This is a genomic window from Streptomyces sp. NPDC006283 (genome assembly GCF_040613325.1).
Classification (GTDB): domain Bacteria; phylum Actinomycetota; class Actinomycetes; order Streptomycetales; family Streptomycetaceae; genus Streptomyces.
The window spans coordinates 1-16290 of sequence record NZ_JBEXRZ010000157.1 but is presented as its reverse complement, the minus strand read 5'-3'; the positions used below and the strand labels follow the sequence as shown (position 1 = coordinate 16290).

The window sequence follows — 16290 nt, the reverse complement described above, 5'->3', positions numbered from 1 at the left end:
GCGGGGATCATGTCGTTCACCCTGGACGAGTCGATCTGGCTGGCCCGGGCCGGGTTCGACGATGTGCTGCTCGCCTATCCGTCCGCGGACCGCGCCGGGTTCGGGGAGCTCGCAGACGACCCGAAGCTCGCTGCCGCGGTGACGGTGATGGTCGACGACCCGGCACAGCTCGAGCTCATCGACCGTGCCCGCGCCGGTGGCCGCGAGGAGATCCGGATCTGTCTCGAAATGGACACCGCGTTCCATCTGTTGGGCGGCCGTGTGCGGATCGGCGCGCGGCGCTCTCCGCTGCGTGAGCCCGCCCAGCTCGCCGAGCTGGCGAGGTCGATCGCGCGCAGGCCGGGATACCGTCTGGTGGGGCTGATGGCGTACGAGGGCCATGTGGCAGGTGTGGGCGATTCCGTGGCCGGTTCGCCGGTGCGTTCGCGTGCGGTGCGGCTGATGCAGCACGCCGCACGCAAGGAGCTCGCCGCCCGTCGGGCGGCGGTCGTGCGTGCGGTGCGAGCCGTGGAGCCGGATCTGGAGTTCGTCAACGGCGGCGGCACCGGCAGTGTGCAGCACACGGCCGCGGAGGACGCGGTCACGGAGATCGCGGCGGGCTCGGGTCTGTACGTGCCACGGCTGTTCGACAACTACACGTCGTTCGCGGGCCGCCCGGCCGCGCTGTTCGCCCAGCCGGTGGTGCGCCGCCCGGGCGTGGGCACGGTGACGGTGCTCGGCGGCGGCTATCCGGCCTCCGGCGCCGCCGGCCGGGACCGGCTGCCGGTCCCGTATCTCCCGGAGGGGCTCCGCTACGACCCGCAGGAGCAGGCGGGCGAGGTGCAGACTCCCCTGCTCGGAGCGCCCGCCGACGATCTGCTGATCGGCGACAAGGTGTGGTTCCGGCACGCCAAGGCAGGGGAACTGTGCGAGCGTTTCGACACCCTGCACCTCGTCGAGGGTGACCGGGTGACGGGGTCGGCCCCGACGTACCGGGGCGAGGGCCGCACTTTCCTCTGAGTGCCGAGCGGCAGTGCCGAGCGGCTCGGCGGACATGGAGGGCGCCCCGGCCTGAAGGGCCGGGCCGCGGACGACGGTGGTGACGTCATGGCCTGCGGACGACGGCGGTGACGTCATGGCCTCGGGACAGCGCTGCTGTCACCGTCCGGCATCCGCCGTTCCGTGCCGCTCCGAAGGCGGTGATGGGCAAGGTCCGACTCCTCCTTGTCGTACCTCTTGCTGGTGCGGCGGGTGGTCTGTGCCGAGACGAGGGCACCGAGGACGACGAGTCCGCCTACGGCCTGGAGGGCGTTGAGTTCCTCACCGAGGACGGCCAGGCCGAGCGCTGTGGCGACGACGGGGCTGAGCAGCCCGAGGAACGAGACGCCGGTCGGCGTCAGCGCCCGGATCCCCCGGAACCACAACGCGTAGGCCAGGGCGGCGCCGACGATCGACAGATAGGCGTAACCGGCGAGGTTGGCGCCGGTGAGCACGGCGGGCGGCGGGCCCTCGACGAGCAGCGCGACGGGGAGCAGCAGCAGCCCGCCGGCGACGAGTTGCCAGCCGGTGGTCGCGAGCAACGGTGCCGGTGATGTCCAGCGTTTGGCGAGGACGACGCCGGTCGCCATCACCAGCGCACCGCCGAGCGCGGCGGCGACACCGACCGCGTCCAGCCGGGCGTCGGCGCGCAGGACAAGAAGGCTGACCCCTGCGAGGCCCGCGAGCCCGGTGACCATGGTGCGCGGCGTCAGACGCTCGCCGAGCAGGCCCGCGGAGAGAGCCGCTGCGAGCAGCGGCTGTACGGCTCCGACGGTCGCGGCGACGCCCCCGGGGAGCCGGTAGGCGGCGACGAAGAGCAGGGCGAGGAACGCTCCTATGTTCAGGGCGCCGAGGACCAAGGCCCGCCACCACCACACACCGTGCGGCAGGCGCCGGGTGACGGCGAGGAGCAGCAGCCCAGCGGGCAGTGCTCTCAGCAGCGCGGCCAGGAGCGGCCGGTCGGGAGGCAGCAGCTCCGTGGTGACGAGGTAGGTGGTGCCCCAGATGGCGGGGGCCAGGGCGGTGACGAGAATGATTCCCACTCGGTTGCTTAACACTAAGGCAATGTATCTCATTACTAAGGAATTGGTTAGGCTGAGTCCATGGCAGACCATGTCGATCTCGTACTGAGGCAGTGGGGCGCCCAACGCCCCGATCTGGATGTGTCACCGATGGCCGTGATCGGCCGCATCGCCCGCTGCCACCGGAGGATCGACGCGGAGCTGACCCGTACGTTCGCGCTGCACGGCCTGGACCGGGCCTCGTTCGACGTGCTGGCGACACTCCGGCGCAGCGGCCCCGCCCACCGGCTCACGCCCGCGGGGCTGATGCGCTCGGCGATGGTCACCTCCGGCGCGATCACCCAGCGCCTGGACCGGCTGGAGGCGCGCGGGCTCGTCACCCGCACCCCCAGCGAGTCCGACGGGCGGGTGGTGCACGTCGAACTGACGGAGGAGGGCCTGGAACTGGTCGACCGGGTGCTGCCCGATCACCTCGCCACCGAGAACCGGGTGCTGTCCGCCCTGACGGACGCCGAGCGCCGTACGCTCGCCGGCACGCTGCGCGGCCTGCTGGAGTCGCTCGGGGACACAGTGCCGGACGAATCACTTCCGGACGAGGCGCCCCTTTCTGAGAACATGTTTTGCGAAAACGAGCCGTCCCCGGATACGTCGCGGCCATCACCGTCGCGACCTCCCGGCGGCCGTCCCGTCCGGATCGAGTACGACGGCCGGGGCGACGACGCGGCGTCCGGGACGGAGCTGGAGCGCGCCCTGGCGATCGCCCGCGACATCGGAAGGACTGCTCCCGACCGGCCGGTGGTCCTGACCGTTCACGACGTGGGACGGCTCGCGGCGACGTCCGGCGAGCTCGCCTCGCTCGCGGCACGGCTTCGGGACCAGGGCGTCGGGTTGGAGATCCTTACGGGTCCCCTGCGCGGAGTGCACCGTCCCCAGGACTCCGGCGCCACCCTCTTCGGCGTTCTGACGGAAGCCACCCGGCTCGACGAGGCGTCAGAAGGCGTGCGGGAGCGTGCTGCTGAGCAGCGGCCCCGCGCCGCGCGCGGAGGCGGCCGCCCCAAAGTGATCGACGACGAGATGCTCGCACTCGCGCGCTCCCTGAGGGCCGGGGGCATGGGCGTGGCGGAGATCGCCGAGCGGCTGACCATCAGATCGGGCAAGAACGCCGGACAGCACCCTTCTGTGGCGTCGCTCTACCGGGCACTCGCCCAGGACCGGGATCCACAGCAGCACTAGGGAGTCGCGTTCGGATCAGGCCGGATCAGTGAGCATGCGTGCCGGGCCCGCGAGCTCGGCATGATCCGAACGAGAGGCCCTAGCCGGGGCCGATGCTGCTGCCGACGCCGCCACCCGTGGCGTCGCCGATGGGGCGGATGCTCGCCGCGATCTTGTCCATCGCGTCGAGGCCGGGCGCCGACGGGGCCGCGTCGAAGGCGAAGCGGACGACCATCAGCGAACCGGTGCCGACCGGCGAGGGGAAGGCGACCGTCTGCACGTATCCGCCCGGGCCCTCCGCTGTCGTGACGCGCCAGCGCACCAGATAGCCGGCCTTGCCCGCGACGGCGAAGTTCTCCGCCCTGAGGACCTTGTGGGACTCGATGCCTCCGTGGGGGCGGTTGCCGAGCGTGTCCTCGCCGTAGACGTCGTCCGCGGCCTGTTCGATGTCCTTCTTGGCCAGCGCCTCGGGCGAGGTGTCCGCCGACTGGACGTTCGCCGAGATGGACGACACACGGGCCTGCCGGCAGAGGGACGAGCCGCCCGCGGGACAGTCGTAGGTGTCGTCCGTGTACATCGTCGCGCCCGGCTCGAGTGAGGAGTTCGCCCGGACCCAGCCGTCGGGGATGGGAATGGTGATGCCGTTGAGCTGGTCCTCCAGGTCGGTCGCGTCCTCCGCGGCGGTGGGCGACGGACTGGTGCCGGCACTCGGGTCGGTGGTCGCGGAGGCCGGCCGGCCGCTGCTGCTCGGCGCCGACTCGGGCGTGGCGCCCTCGTCGTCCCTGCCGAGGAGTACGGCGCCGGCGGCGATGGCCGCGACCAGCACCACGCCCGCGGTGGCCAGCGCCAAAAGGCGCCGGTTGCCGCCGCCCGCCGGCGGAGTCGGGAAGCTCTGCGCCGGCGGGGTGGGGAAGGTCTGCGGCTGCGAGGCCACCGGCTGCTGGTGACCCGGTCCGTGCGACTGCCCCGCCACGTACGGCGACTGCCCCTGCGCACCGGCCGGAGCCTGGGCCGCGCGGGAGTGCGCGGTCCAGGCCGTACCGTCCCACCAGCGTTCGGTGTGGGGCGCGTTGGGATCCGGGTACCAGCCGGGAGGGGTCGTCATGCTCATCCCGCAACCTTATGGGCGGGACGGGGCCGGTCTACAGAGGGGTGACGTACGCACCGGAGATCCCGCCGTCGACCAGGAAGTCCGTCGCGTTGACGAACGACGAGTCGTCGCTGGCGAGGAAGGCCACGGCGGCGGCGATCTCGTCCGCCTCCGCGAAGCGCCCGGCGGGGATGTGCACCAGTCGCCGCGCGGCCCGCTCGGGGTCCTTGGCGAACAGCTCCTGCAGCAAGGGGGTGTTGACGGGCCCCGGGCACAGGGCGTTGACCCTGATGCCCTCGCGCGCGAACTGCACACCGAGTTCGCGCGACATGGCGAGCACCCCGCCCTTGGAGGCGGTGTACGAGATCTGGGAGGTGGCGGCTCCCATGACGGCCACGAAGGAGGCGGTGTTGATGATGGAGCCGCGTCCCTGGCGCTGCATGTAGGGGATGGCTGCCTTGCAGCACAGATAGACGGAGGTGAGGTTGACCTCCTGGACCCGCTTCCACGCGTCGAGGCCGGTGGTGAGGATCGAGTCGTCGTCGGGCGGCGAGATACCGGCGTTGTTGAAGGCGACGTCGACGCTGCCGTAGGTGTCGTACGCGGTCTTGAACAGCGCCTCGACCTGCTCGGCGTCGGTGACGTCGACGCGTACGAACGTGCCGCCGACCTCGTCGGCCGCGGCCTTGCCCGCGGTCTCGTCGATGTCGCCGCAGACGACGTTCGCGCCCTCCGCGGCGAGGCGGCGCGCGGCGGCGAGGCCGATGCCGCTGCCGGCGCCGGTGATGACTGCGGTACGGCCGGCCAGACGGCGGCACACAGGGGTCTCGGTCATGGTGGTTCAGGCCTCCGTGCTGATGAAGACGTTCTTGGTCTCGGTGAAAGCGGTCAGTGCGTCGGGGCCCAGCTCGCGTCCGAGGCCGGACTGCTTGTAGCCGCCGAACGGGGTCCAGTAGCGGACGCTGGAGTGGGAGTTGACGGAGAGGTTGCCCGCCCTGACGGCGCCGGAGACGCGCAGGGCGCGGCCCACGTCACGGGTCCAGATCGAGCCGGACAGGCCGTACTCGGTGGCGTTGGCGAGCCGGACGGCGTCCTCCTCGTCCTCGAACGGGAGGACGGCGGCGACAGGCCCGAAGACCTCCTCGCATGCGGCGGGCGCGTCGGGCGCGATGTCGGTGAGGACGGTCGGCGGGAACCAGAAGCCGGGCCCGTCGGGGGCCGTGCCCCGGATCGCCTTGGCGTCGTCGGGGACGTAGCCGCGCACCCGCTCGAGCTGGGCACGGGAGATCAGCGGCCCCATCTGTGTCTTCTCGTCACCGGGGTCGCCGACGACGATCGACTCGATCGCGGGGGCGAGCAGATCGAGGAAGCGGTCGTACACCGCCGCCTGCACCAGGATCCGGGTCCGCGCACAGCAGTCCTGGCCGCTGTTGTCGAGGAACGACATGGGGGTGGCTGCCACGGCGGCGTCGAGGTCGGAATCGGCGAAGACGATGTTCGGGCTCTTGCCGCCGAGTTCGAGGGTCACCCGCTTCACACGGTCGGCGCACTTGGCCATGACGCTCTTGCCAACCCGGGTGGAGCCGGTGAAGACGATCTTCGCCACGCCGGGGTGCTGGACCAGTGCGTCGCCGGCCACTGCGCCGGCGCCGGGGAGCACCTGGAAGAGATGCTCCGGGAGGCCTGCCTCCAGGGCGAGTTCGGCCAGGCGCAGGGCGGTGAGCGGGGTGGTCTCCGCGGGCTTGAGGAGGACGGCGTTGCCGGCGGCCAGGGCCGGGGCGGTGCCCCAGGCGGCGATCGGCATGGGGAAGTTCCAGGGCGCGATCACGCCGACGACGCCGAGCGGTTCGAGGACGGTGATGTCGAGTCCGCCCGGGACGGGGATCTGGCGGCCGTTGAGGCGTTCCACTCCCCCGGCGGCGTAGTCGAGCAGGTCGCGGACATTGCCGGCTTCCCATCGGGCGTTGCCGATGGTGTGTCCTGCTTCGAGGACCTCCAGCCGGGCCAGTTCCTCGACGTGGTCGTCGACGACGGCGGCGAAGCGGCGCAGCAGCCTGGCCCGGTCGGCGGGGGCGGCCGCCGCCCAGCCGCGCTGGGCCTTTGCGGCGCGGAGGACGGCGGCGTCGACCTCGGCGGCCGTTGTCGCGGGGACGGTCCGTACGACCTCTTCGGTGGCGGGGTTCAGTACCAGGTGCGGGGCGGTCAAGGAGGGCCTCACATGCGTTCGAAGGAGCGGCGGAGCTCCCAGTCGGTCACCGCGGCGTCGAAGGCTTCGAGTTCGACACGCGCCATGTTTCGGTAGTGGGCGACGACCTCGTCGCCGAAGGCGGCCTTGGCGACAGGGCTGGTCTCCCAGAGCTCCGCGGCCTCGCGCAGGGTGGTGGGGACGTGCTCGTACTCGGCGGAGTAGGCGTTCCCCGTGCAGGCGTCCGGCAGTTCGATGCGCTGCTCGATGCCGTACAGGCCGGCGGCCACCAATCCCGCGACGGCGAGGTACGGGTTGACGTCGCCGCCGGGGAGGCGGTTCTCGAAGCGCATCGAGCGGCCGTGGCCGACGACGCGGAGGGAGCACGTGCGGTTGTCGTATCCCCAGGCCACGGCGGTCGGCGCGAAGGAACCGGGCTGGAAACGCTTGTAGGAGTTGACGTTCGGCGCGTACAGCAGGGAGAAGTCGCGTAGTGCGGCGAGCTGGCCGGCCAGGAAATGGCGCATGACGGACGACATCCCGCCGGGGCCGTCTCCGGCCATCACATTGCGGCCGTCGGCGTCCTGGAGGGAGAGGTGGATGTGGCAGGAGTTGCCCTCCCGCTCGTTGTACTTGGCCATGAAGGTGAGCGAGACGCCTTCCTGGGAGGCAATCTCCTTCGCGCCGGTCTTGTAGACGGAGTGCTGGTCGCAGGTGACCAGCGCCTCGTCGTACTTGAAGGCGATCTCGTGCTGGCCGGGGTTGCACTCGCCCTTCGCCGACTCGACGGTCATGCCTGCCGCGGCCATCTCGTTGCGGATGCGGCGCAGCAGGGGCTCGATGCGGCCGGTGCCGAGGACCGAGTAGTCGATGTTGTACTGGTTGGCGGGGGTGAGGCCGCGGTAGCCGCTGTCCCAGGCCTGCTCGTAGGTGTCCTTGAAGACGATGAACTCGAGCTCCGTGCCGACGTGCGCCGTGTAGCCGTGCTCGGCGAGGCGCTCCAGTTGGCGGCGGAGGATCTGGCGGGGCGCGGCGACGACGGGCGAGCCGTCGTTCCACGCGAGGTCGGCGACGAGCAGCGCGGTGCCCTCGTTCCACGGGACTCGGCGCAGCGTGGTGAGATCGGGACGCATGGCGAAGTCGCCGTAGCCGCGCTCCCAGGAGGACATCTCGTATCCGTCCACCGTGTTCATCTCGGTGTCGACGGCGAGCAGGTAGTTGCAGCCCTCGGTGCCGTGCTCGGCGACCTCTTCGAGGAAGAAGGGGGCGGCGAACCGCTTGCCCTGGAGGCGTCCCTGCATATCGGGGAAGGCCAGGACGACGGTGTCGATCTCGCCGCTCGCGACGAGGACGCGGAGTTCCTCGAGGGTGAGCGGGGGTGTGCGGTCTGCCACGGGGTCAGGGCCTTTCTCTCGGATCAGCCGGGAGTCATAAGGTATGGGTGAAGACCATTGCTTGGGAAGGGGAAACGGCGAGGTGGCGAAGACAGGTGGGACGGCGGGCGGGGCGACGGACCGGCTGACGCCGGTGCTGCGGCCCGTACGCGCGGGCAACGGCTTCGAGGAGGCGCTCGAGCAGATCCTCCAGCTGCTGCGGCTCGGTTTGGTCCCCGGCGGCGAACGACTGCCCGCGGAGCGGGAGCTGGCCGAGCGCATGGGCATCAGCCGGGTCACCCTCCGCGAGGTGATCAAGGTCCTCACCGACCAGGGCCTGGTCGAGAGCCGCCGCGGACGCTACGGCGGAACGTTCGTGCTGCACCGCCCCGACAGCCACGGCGAGGAGGAACTGCGCAGGCGCGTCGCGGACGTGGACGTGGAGGACACCCTGCGCTTCCGCGAGGTGCTGGAAGTGGGGGCGGCGGGACTGTGCGCGGCGCACGGCCTGACCGAAGAGCAGGCGCGGCGGCTGCGGACGGCACTGGCGGCGACGCACGACGCGCCGCTGACCGAGTACCGCAGGCAGGACACGCTGCTGCACCTCACCCTGGCCGAACTGTCCGGCTCCCCCTCGCTCACCGCCCAGTACGCGGCGGTACGGGCCAGGCTGAACGACCTGCTGGACTGCATTCCGCTGCTGGTGCGGAACCTGGAGCACTCCCAGCACCAGCACACGGCGCTCGTGGAGGCGGTGCTGGACGGTGACCCGGACGCGGCGCGCGAGGTGATGCGGGAGCACTGCGAGGGGACGGCGGCGCTGCTGCGGGGGTTCCTGCCCTGAGGCGGCCGCGGGGGCCCTTTCCCTGCGGCCACGACGGGGGTTGCCGTGCGCGGATACGCGACCGATCCGTAACCCCGGCTTTACGCACAGGGCTTGCGCACGCGCCACGGCTGACGCAAAGGTGTTCGCGCAAACCTTTGAACCTGAAGGGCCTGTGAACCTGAAGGACCCCGAACGCCGGACCTTTGACTGCCAGGAGCGACTCATGGCCGAAGGCACCACCCCACGCATCCAATCGCCGGTCGAGCCCACGTCCGCCCCGCCGGAGGACGACGCCTATCTGCACCGGCGCACGCTGCGCAGGGGCAGCGCGGGGTGGCTGCTGCTGACCGGCCTCGGCGTCGCGTACGTCGTCTCCGGAGACTTCTCCGGCTGGAACATCGGACTCGCCAAGGGCGGCTTCGGCGGCCTCGCCATCGCCGCACTGCTGATGGGCGCGATGTACGCCTGCCTGGTCTTCGCCCTCGCCGAACTGTCGGCGATCCTGCCCACCGCGGGCGGCGGCTACGGCTTCGCCCGCCGCGCGCTCGGTACCTGGGGCGGCTTCCTCACCGGCACCGCGATCCTCATCGAGTACATCCTCGCGCCCGCCGCGATCGCCATCTTCATCGGCGACTACGTCGAATCCCTGGGCCTCTTCGGACTGGAATCGGGCTGGCCCGTCTACCTGGCCTGCTTCGCGATCTTCATCGGCATCCATCTGTGGGGCGTCGGCGAGGCGCTGCGGTTCAGCCTGGTGGTGACGGCGATCGCGGTCGCGGCGCTGCTGATCTTCGCGGTGGGCGCGTTCACCGACTTCCAGGCCGGTCACCTCGACGACATCCCCGTCGACACCGAGGCCTTCGGCGCGAGTTCATGGCTGCCGTTCGGTCTGCTGGGCATCTGGGCGGCGTTCCCGTTCGGCATGTGGTTCTTCCTCGGCGTCGAGGGCGTGCCGCTGGCGGCGGAAGAGGCCAAGGACCCGGTGCGTTCCATGCCGAAGGCGCTGGCGATCTCCATGGGCATCCTGGCCCTGCTGGCCCTGCTGACCTTCTTCGCGGCGAGCGGCGCCCGCGGCTCCGCCGCCATCCAGGAAGCCGGGAACCCGCTGGTGGTCGCCCTCCAGGGTGACGGCGAACCGACCCCGCTCAGCCGCTTCGTGAACTACGCCGGCCTCGCAGGACTGGTCGCCTCCTTCTTCTCACTCATCTACGCCGGCTCCCGCCAGCTCTTCGCGCTCTCCCGCGCCGGCTATCTACCGCGCTTCCTGTCGCTGACGAGCCGCCGCAAGTCCCCCTACCTGGGTCTGCTGATCCCCGGTGCGCTCGGCTTCGCGCTGGCGGCGGGCACGGGCAACGGCGCGCGGATGCTGAACATCGCCGTCTTCGGCGCGACCATCAGCTACGCGCTGATGGCGCTCTCCCACATCGTGCTGCGTCGCCGCGAGCCCGAACTTCCGCGCCCCTACCGCACGCCCGGCGGGGTGGCCACGTCGTCGGTCGCCTTCGTGCTCGCGCTGTCGGCACTGGTGGCGACGTTCCTCGTGGACAAGGACGCGGCGTTCATGGCGCTCGGCGTGTACGCCGTGGCGCTCGCGTACTTCGCCCTCTACAGCCGACACCATCTGGTGGCACGGGCACCGGAGGAGGAGTTCGCGGCGCTCGCGGCGGCCGAGGCCGAACTTTCACGTGACTGAAGGAAACTGGACGGAACGGAAGCGAACGGAGGCGTAGTCGTGTCGATGCCGCTCATCGGGGTGAGCACCTACTGGGAGACATCCGCCCGGTGGGGCGTGTGGGAGCTGCCCGCCGCGCTGCTGCCCGCCGGCTATTCGCGGCTCGTCCAGGCGGCCGGCGGGCTCGCCGCGATGCTTCCCCCGGACGACCCGTCGCTGGCCGAAGCCGTGGTGGCCCGCCTCGACGGCGTCGTCGTCGCGGGCGGCCCCGACGTCGACCCGGCGCGGTACGGGGAACCCCGCTCGCCGCGCACCGGCCCGCCGGCACCGGAACGCGACGCATGGGAGCTGGCCCTGATCCGTGCCGCGCTGGCGTCGGGGACGCCGCTGCTCGGCATCTGCCGCGGCATGCAGCTGCTGAACGTCGCGCTCGGCGGGACGCTGGTGCAGCACCTCGACGGGCATGCCGCCGGCATCGGGGTCTTCGGCGAACACCCGGTGAAGCCGGTCCCCGGCACGCTCTACGGCTCGATCGTCCCGGAGGCCTCCCCCGTCCCGACCTACCACCACCAGTCCGTGGACCGCCTGGGCGAGGGCCTCACACCGAGCGCGTACGCGGAGGACGGGACGGTGGAGGCGATCGAGCGGCCGGGCGCGGAGGGGTGGGTGCTGGGTGTGCAGTGGCACCCGGAGATGGGGTCGGACACCCGAGTGATGTCCGCGCTGGTCCGGGCGTCGGGCGGGTAGTCCGCCTCCCGGACCGGTCGGCGAGCGGACCCGGCGGAACTCGGCGCCTCCGGGTTCCGCGCCTCCAACGCAGGCCGACCCGGGCGGACCTCCCCGAGGGCACGGCCCGAACCCAGCGGCGGGGAAACCCGGCGGAGCTCGGCGCCTCCAGGCTCGTACTTCCGACGCCGACCGGCTCGGGCGGGCCTCGCCGGGGCACGGCCCCGAACCCAGCAGCGGGCGGTTGGTCCGCCTCCCGGACCGGACGGCCGACGGACCCGACGGAGCTCGCCGCCTCCGACGCAGGCCGACTCGACCCGGGCGGCCCCGCCGAGGGCACGGCCCCGAACCCGGTCGGCGAGCGGACCCGGCGGAACTCGGCGCCTCCGGGTTCCGCGCCTCCAACGCAGGCCGACTCGGCCAGGGCGGCCTCGCCGGCGGCTCCTGCCCACGTACCCCAGCCCTCGATGTCGGCGGACGCCCGCGGGGCCGGACCGGCTACCGCCGCGTCAGGCCCAGCAGGTCCCGTGCCGGTCCCGTCGGGCGTTGGGCGTGTGGCCAGACCGCCCGCAGGTCGCGTTCCAGCGCCACTCCCTCCACGGGCACCCGCGCCAGGCGGCGCGACGACAGCTCCTCCGTGACCGCGAGTTCGCTCAGGACGGCGGGGCCCGCTCCGCTGACCGCCGCCGCCTTGACCGCCGTCGTGGAGGCGAGCTCCATCAAGGGTGCGGATAGCCCTCCGTACCGGGAGAGCGCCGAGTCCAGCACCTGTCGCGTGCCGGAGCCGCGCTCGCGCAGGACGAGCGGTGTGCCCGCCAGTTCTTCCGGCGTCACTGGCGCCCGTCGTCGCCGTGCCCAGGCGTGGCTCGGCGCGGCGACGACGAACAGCCGGTCGTGTCCGATGACCGTGCCGTCGAGACCCTCCGGCACGGCAAGGCCCTCGACGAAGCCCAGGTCGGCCTCGCCCGACAGCAGCCGCTGCGCGACCGCCGACGAGTTGCCGGCGATCAGTGAGACCGCGGTGTCGGGGCGTTCCCCGCGCAGGGCGATGAGCCAACCGGGCAGGAGGTACTCGGCGATCGTCATGCTCGCCGCGACCCGCAGCCGCGAGTCACGGCGCCCTCGCAGTGCCTGGGCGCCCGCGTCGAACGCCTCCGCGGCCTCCACGATGCGCCGCGCCCAGTCGGTGACCAGCGATCCCGCTTCCGTGAGTTCGGAGCCGCGGGGGGAGCGGTCGACGAGGGCGACGCCCAGTTGGCGTTCCATGGAGCGGATGCGACTGCTGGCGGCGGGCTGGGTGATGCCGATCTCCCGGGCGGCGCGCCCCAGGCTTCCGTGACGGGCCACGGCGAGCAGCAGTTCCAGCGCGCCCAGTTCGGGTACCCGGTGGGCCAGCGGCACGCGTTGCTCATCGCTCATAAGACCAGCTTATGAGGTGATAGAGGGAAGGTCCCTGGTGGGGGCGTCGGCCCTCGGCGAACGTGAGGCCATGGTCACCGTCGTCCAGCCTCGTCACGTCTCCCCGGAGCCGGCCCTTGTCCCCGTCGTCGTGCATCCCGGGCTTCCGTCCGTCCGGCATCTCGGCCCGAACTGGTACGCCCCCGTGATGGGGACGGCGGCGGTCGCGAGTGCCGGCGCCGCGTTGCCGGTGGAGGCCCCGGGTCTGCGGGCGGCCTGCACCGGCGTGTGGGCGCTGTCGGCGGTGTTGCTGGCGCTCGTGCTCGCGGCGCGGACCGCGCACTGGGTGAACCACCGGGACCAGGCACGGGCGCATCTGCTCGATCCGGCCGTGGCCCCGTTCTACGGCTGCCTGTCGATGGCACTGCTGGCTGTCGGCGTGGCCACCCTCACCGTCGGCAGGACCGTCATCGGTGAAGGCCCTGCCCTGACGGCCGCGTTCGTGCTGTACGGGGCCGGCACGGCCGTCGGGCTCGTTGCCGCGGTCGTCGTGCCCTACCTCATGGTCGTACGCCACCGGATCACGCCCGGCAGCGCGTCGCCGGTGTGGCTGCTGCCCGTCGTCGCGCCGATGGTCTCCGCAGCGTTCGGTCCGCTTCTGGTGCCGTATCTGCCGCCGGGCCAGTGGCGGGAGTCGCTGCTGCTCGCGAGCTACGCGATGTTCGGCCTGAGCCTGCTGGCCACGCTGCTGATCCTGCCCGTGGTCTTCACCCGCCTCGTCCACCACGGCCCGCTGCCCCTCGCGCTCACCCCCGTTCTGTTCCTCGTGCTCGGCCCGCTCGGCCAGTCGACCACCGCGGTGAACAAGCTGGCGGACGCGGCGCCCGGTGCGATCGACGCCCCCTACGTGACCGGCCTCGGTGCGCTCGCCGTCGTGTACGGCGTGCCCGTGATGGGTTTCGCCCTGCTGTGGCTGGCGCTGGCCGCCGCGATGGTGCTGCGGGCGGCACGGCGCGGGATGCCGTTCACGATGGGCTGGTGGGCCTTCACCTTCCCGGTGGGCACCTGCGTGACCGGGGCGGAGTCGCTGGCGCGCCACACCGGTCTGGTGGCGTACGACTGGCTGGCCGTCGCCCTCTACACGTTCCTCGTCGCGGCCTGGGCGGTCGCGGGGGCTCTTACCCTGCGCGGCCTGCTGCGCCGAGAGCTGCTCGCAGCCCCGCGCTGAGCGACTGGGGCGCGTCGACGAGGGACGGGCCGTACCAAGTCAGGTACCGCCCGTCGACGAGCGCGGTGGGCAGGCCGGGGAAGGCCTCCGGCCCGTCGTCCGCGGTGAAGCGGTACGGCTCGTCGGGCAGTACGACGGCCTGGGCGCCGCTCGCCCGCAGTTCCTGGACGGGGATGCGCGGGTAGCGCTCGGCGTGCCCGGCGTACACGTTGACGACACCGAGCCGTGCGAGCAGGTCCCCGGCGAAGGTGTCGCGGCCGAGCACCATCCATGGTCGCCGCCATACCGGGACGACGGCCTTGATCTGCGGCAGCGGCTCGACGCCTGCCCATGCCTCCTCCGCCCGGTCCAGCCAGCGCGGGCGGGAGAGCGAGCAGCCGGTCACCAGCACCCGCTCCAGCTCGCAGAACGCCTGGTCGAGCCCACGCACTTCGGTGACCAGCACATCGACGCCCGCCTCGCGCAGCGCGGCGAGATCGGGCCCGCGGTTCTCCTCCTCGTTGGCGATCACGAGATCGGGGCGCAGCCGCAGGACGGCGGGAATATCGGGATTCTTCGTGCCGCCGATGCGTGCGGCCGCAAGTCCGGGCGGGTGGGTGCACCAGTCGGTGACGCCGACCAGCAGCCCGGGGGCGGTGACGGCGACGGCCTCGGTCAGCGAAGGCACCAGGGAGACGACGCGCACGGGCCGTCTCAGCCGCGCGGGTCGCGTGTCGTCGCGATGTGGTCGGAGACCGCGACGACGAGGATGCGGGTGTCGGGGGTGGTGGCGCGCCAGCGGTGCCGTACGCCGCCGGAGAGGAACAGCGCGTCGCCGGGGCCGAGCCGGTAGGCCCGTCCCTCGGCCTCGACCTCGACGGCGCCGTCCGCCACGTACAGCAGCTCGTCGTTGCGGTGCTCGAACTCGCGGCCGGTCTCCTGTTCGCCGCTGAACTCGAGGGCGTGCAACTGGTGCTGTCCGCGCACCAGTGCGCGGATGCCCTCTGCTGGGCCGGCGGACCTGGCGTCGTCCCCGGCTCGTACGACGTCGACCGTACGGGCCGCGTCGGAGGCGGCGAGCAGCCGCTCCACCGTGGTGTCGAGGGCGTCGGCGACGCCGTTGAGCGAGCGCATGCTGGGGCGGGCGCGCTCGTTCTCGATCTGGCTCAGGAAGGGCACCGAAAGGCCGCTGCGCGCCGAGACGGCGGCCAGCGTGAGTCCGAGGGCCCTGCGGCGTTTGCGCACGGCCGCTCCCACCCGGAGAGGCTCTTCCCTCTCCTTGGCGTCCTTCGCGTCCTTCGCGTCCTTCGCGTCCATGGGCCGGGCTCCCCTCCCCTGGGTCCTGTCTCACCATACGCACCATCCGCCCACCCGTACTCGACAAGCGCATGAGCATGGGGTGCGCAGGGGGCGGACCGGCCGAAAGCGACACCGGAAAGGGGTGGGTCCCGCCGGTTCGGCGGGACCCACCCCTTCGCGTGATCGACGGGCTTGACGTGCCCGGGTGACTACTGCCGGGCGACTACTGCGGAGCAATCTCGTCCGCGATGCCCGGGTTCTGCTCCATCCAGGCCTTCACGGCCTCTTCCTCGTGCCCGGTCCCGCGCTTCTGGATCTCGTTCTCCAGGCCCGCCAGCTGCTTCTCGCCGAGCTTGAAGTCCTTGAACCACTTGGTGAGCTGCGGGTACTGCCGGGGGAAGTCCTCGGAGGCGACGGTGTGGATCTCGTCGCCCGTGCCGAAGGACTTCTTCGGGTCGGCGAGCTTCGTGAGCCCGTACTCGCTGTAGGCCCAGTGCGGGGTCCACAGCATGACCGCGATGGGCTCCTTCTTGGCGTAGGCGCGCTTCAGCTCGGCGAGCATGCCGGGCGTGGAGCTGTCGACGACCTCGAACTCCTTGTCCAGACCGTAGTCCGGCAGGACCTTGTTCTTGAGGATGTTCATGGTCTCCGTGCCGGGCTCGATACCGACGATGCGGCCCTCGAACTCGTCACCGCGGCCCTTGAGATCGTCCAGGGAGTCGACCCCCTCGACATACGAGGGAACGGCGATCTCGAGCGACGTGGGTCCGTACCAGGAGCCGAGATCGGTGAGCTTGTCGCCGTACTTGTCCCAGTACTTCTTCTGTGTGGTCGGCAGCCAACCGTCGAACTGCACGTCGATCTGACCGCGGGAGAGCGCGGTGTACATCGGGCCGACCTCGAACTGCTTGAGGTTCATCGTGTAGCCGCGTTCCTCGAGGACCGCCTTCCACAGATACGTGGCGGCGATGTCCTCCTCCCACGGGAACCAGGCGACCTCCAGGGGACGGTCGCGCTCGTCCTTGCCGCCCTTGGCCGCCTTGCCGCCCTTGCCGGCGGGCGCCCACTTTTCCGCGAGACCGGGGTTGTCCTTCAGCCAGGCACGGACGGCTTCCTGTTCCTTGCCCTTGCCGGTTTCCTGGATCTTCGCCTCGAGACCGGTGAGCTGCTCCTCGGTCATCTTGAAGTCCTTGAGCCACTTGCCGACCTCGGGGTTCTCCGCGGAGAAGCCCTTGCGCGCGAGCGTGTGCACGCCGTCGCCCT

General features: G+C 71.7%; 15 protein-coding genes. 6 read left to right on the top strand and 9 right to left on the bottom strand.

What is annotated here, in order from left to right; translation table 11 throughout:
- On the top strand, nt 1-999 hold a 999-nt coding region (locus ABZ070_RS26385; protein ID WP_356637816.1), incomplete at its 5' end, for an alanine racemase.
- A 113-nt stretch (nt 1000-1112) separates the two neighbouring features.
- Here the strand turns inward: ABZ070_RS26385 and ABZ070_RS26380 are convergent.
- Nucleotides 1113-2075: an EamA family transporter gene (locus ABZ070_RS26380; RefSeq protein WP_356637815.1), complete on the bottom strand. Its 963-nt coding sequence runs from the start codon at nt 2073-2075 to the stop codon at nt 1113-1115.
- 45 nt (nt 2076-2120) lie between these two features.
- On the opposite strand from ABZ070_RS26380, the gene ABZ070_RS26375 reads away from it, so the two are divergent.
- Nucleotides 2121-3272, top strand: coding sequence for a MarR family transcriptional regulator (locus ABZ070_RS26375; protein ID WP_356637814.1), 1152 nt, complete (start codon nt 2121-2123; stop codon nt 3270-3272).
- Nucleotides 3273-3351: 79 nt separating this feature from the next.
- On the opposite strand, the gene ABZ070_RS26370 is transcribed toward ABZ070_RS26375, so the two are convergent.
- From ABZ070_RS26370 to ABZ070_RS26355, 4 genes are read right to left on the bottom strand one after another with little or no spacing between them, the layout of a single operon-like run.
- On the bottom strand, nt 3352-4362 hold the full coding sequence (locus ABZ070_RS26370; protein WP_356637813.1) for a DUF2510 domain-containing protein: 1011 nt from the start codon (nt 4360-4362) through the stop codon (nt 3352-3354).
- A 31-nt stretch (nt 4363-4393) separates the two neighbouring features.
- Nucleotides 4394-5176 (bottom strand): 3-oxoacyl-ACP reductase, encoded by a 783-nt coding sequence (locus ABZ070_RS26365; RefSeq protein ID WP_356637812.1) that lies wholly within the window; start codon nt 5174-5176, stop codon nt 4394-4396.
- A gap of 6 nt (nt 5177-5182) precedes the next feature.
- Nucleotides 5183-6547 (bottom strand): aldehyde dehydrogenase family protein, encoded by a 1365-nt coding sequence (locus tag ABZ070_RS26360; protein ID WP_356637811.1) that lies wholly within the window; start codon nt 6545-6547, stop codon nt 5183-5185.
- Between the two features lie 8 nt (nt 6548-6555).
- Nucleotides 6556-7920, bottom strand: coding sequence for a glutamine synthetase family protein (locus ABZ070_RS26355; RefSeq protein WP_356637810.1), 1365 nt, complete (start codon nt 7918-7920; stop codon nt 6556-6558).
- Between the two features lie 43 nt (nt 7921-7963).
- On the opposite strand from ABZ070_RS26355, the gene ABZ070_RS26350 reads away from it, so the two are divergent.
- The 3 genes from ABZ070_RS26350 to ABZ070_RS26340 all read left to right on the top strand — a co-directional run bounded on the left by ABZ070_RS26350 (nt 7964) and on the right by ABZ070_RS26340 (nt 11144).
- Nucleotides 7964-8743, top strand: a complete 780-nt coding sequence (locus tag ABZ070_RS26350) for an FCD domain-containing protein (RefSeq protein WP_356637809.1) — start codon at nt 7964-7966, stop codon at nt 8741-8743.
- A gap of 205 nt (nt 8744-8948) precedes the next feature.
- Nucleotides 8949-10418: an ethanolamine permease gene (gene eat / locus ABZ070_RS26345; RefSeq protein WP_356637808.1), complete on the top strand. Its 1470-nt coding sequence runs from the start codon at nt 8949-8951 to the stop codon at nt 10416-10418.
- Between the two features lie 45 nt (nt 10419-10463).
- Entirely contained in the window at nt 10464-11144 is a 681-nt protein-coding gene (locus tag ABZ070_RS26340; RefSeq protein ID WP_356637818.1) for a gamma-glutamyl-gamma-aminobutyrate hydrolase family protein, read from the top strand.
- A 477-nt stretch (nt 11145-11621) separates the two neighbouring features.
- Here ABZ070_RS26340 and ABZ070_RS26335 read toward each other — a convergent pair whose 3' ends face one another.
- Complete coding sequence (locus tag ABZ070_RS26335) at nt 11622-12542, bottom strand: LysR family transcriptional regulator (protein ID WP_356637807.1); 921 nt, start codon at nt 12540-12542, stop codon at nt 11622-11624.
- A 70-nt stretch (nt 12543-12612) separates the two neighbouring features.
- Here ABZ070_RS26335 and ABZ070_RS26330 point away from each other — a divergent pair, with 70 nt between their 5' ends.
- A complete protein-coding gene (locus ABZ070_RS26330; RefSeq protein WP_356637817.1) occupies nt 12613-13749 on the top strand; it encodes a TDT family transporter in 1137 nt (378 codons plus the stop codon).
- On the opposite strand, the gene ABZ070_RS26325 is transcribed toward ABZ070_RS26330, so the two are convergent.
- The 3 genes from ABZ070_RS26325 to ABZ070_RS26315 all read right to left on the bottom strand — a co-directional run.
- The gene (locus tag ABZ070_RS26325; protein WP_356637806.1) at nt 13700-14434 is read right to left on the bottom strand and encodes a helical backbone metal receptor; all 735 of its coding nucleotides are present in this window, start codon (nt 14432-14434) and stop codon (nt 13700-13702) included. The two genes, ABZ070_RS26330 and ABZ070_RS26325, sit on opposite strands and share 50 nt — an antisense overlap.
- Before the next feature lie 8 nt (nt 14435-14442).
- Nucleotides 14443-15045 (bottom strand): XRE family transcriptional regulator, encoded by a 603-nt coding sequence (locus ABZ070_RS26320; protein WP_356637805.1) that lies wholly within the window; start codon nt 15043-15045, stop codon nt 14443-14445.
- Between the two features lie 205 nt (nt 15046-15250).
- Nucleotides 15251-16290: glycine betaine ABC transporter substrate-binding protein (locus ABZ070_RS26315; RefSeq protein WP_356637804.1), on the bottom strand; the 1040-nt coding region annotated here is incomplete at its 5' end.

Bases quoted from the DNA above. Each gene is read 5' to 3' on its own strand.
- ABZ070_RS26340 (WP_356637818.1), top strand. From the start codon at position 10,464: ATGCCGCTCATCGGGGTGAGCACCTACTGGGAGACATCCGCCCGGTGG.
- ABZ070_RS26350 (WP_356637809.1), top strand. From the start codon at position 7,964: ATGGGTGAAGACCATTGCTTGGGAAGGGGAAACGGCGAGGTGGCGAAG.
- ABZ070_RS26375 (WP_356637814.1), top strand. From the start codon at position 2,121: ATGGCAGACCATGTCGATCTCGTACTGAGGCAGTGGGGCGCCCAACGC.
- ABZ070_RS26365 (WP_356637812.1), bottom strand. From the start codon at position 5,176: ATGACCGAGACCCCTGTGTGCCGCCGTCTGGCCGGCCGTACCGCAGTC.
- ABZ070_RS26370 (WP_356637813.1), bottom strand. From the start codon at position 4,362: ATGAGCATGACGACCCCTCCCGGCTGGTACCCGGATCCCAACGCGCCC.
- ABZ070_RS26335 (WP_356637807.1), bottom strand. From the start codon at position 12,542: ATGAGCGATGAGCAACGCGTGCCGCTGGCCCACCGGGTACCCGAACTG.
- eat (WP_356637808.1), top strand. From the start codon at position 8,949: ATGGCCGAAGGCACCACCCCACGCATCCAATCGCCGGTCGAGCCCACG.
- ABZ070_RS26330 (WP_356637817.1), top strand. From the start codon at position 12,613: ATGGTCACCGTCGTCCAGCCTCGTCACGTCTCCCCGGAGCCGGCCCTT.
- ABZ070_RS26320 (WP_356637805.1), bottom strand. From the start codon at position 15,045: ATGGACGCGAAGGACGCGAAGGACGCGAAGGACGCCAAGGAGAGGGAA.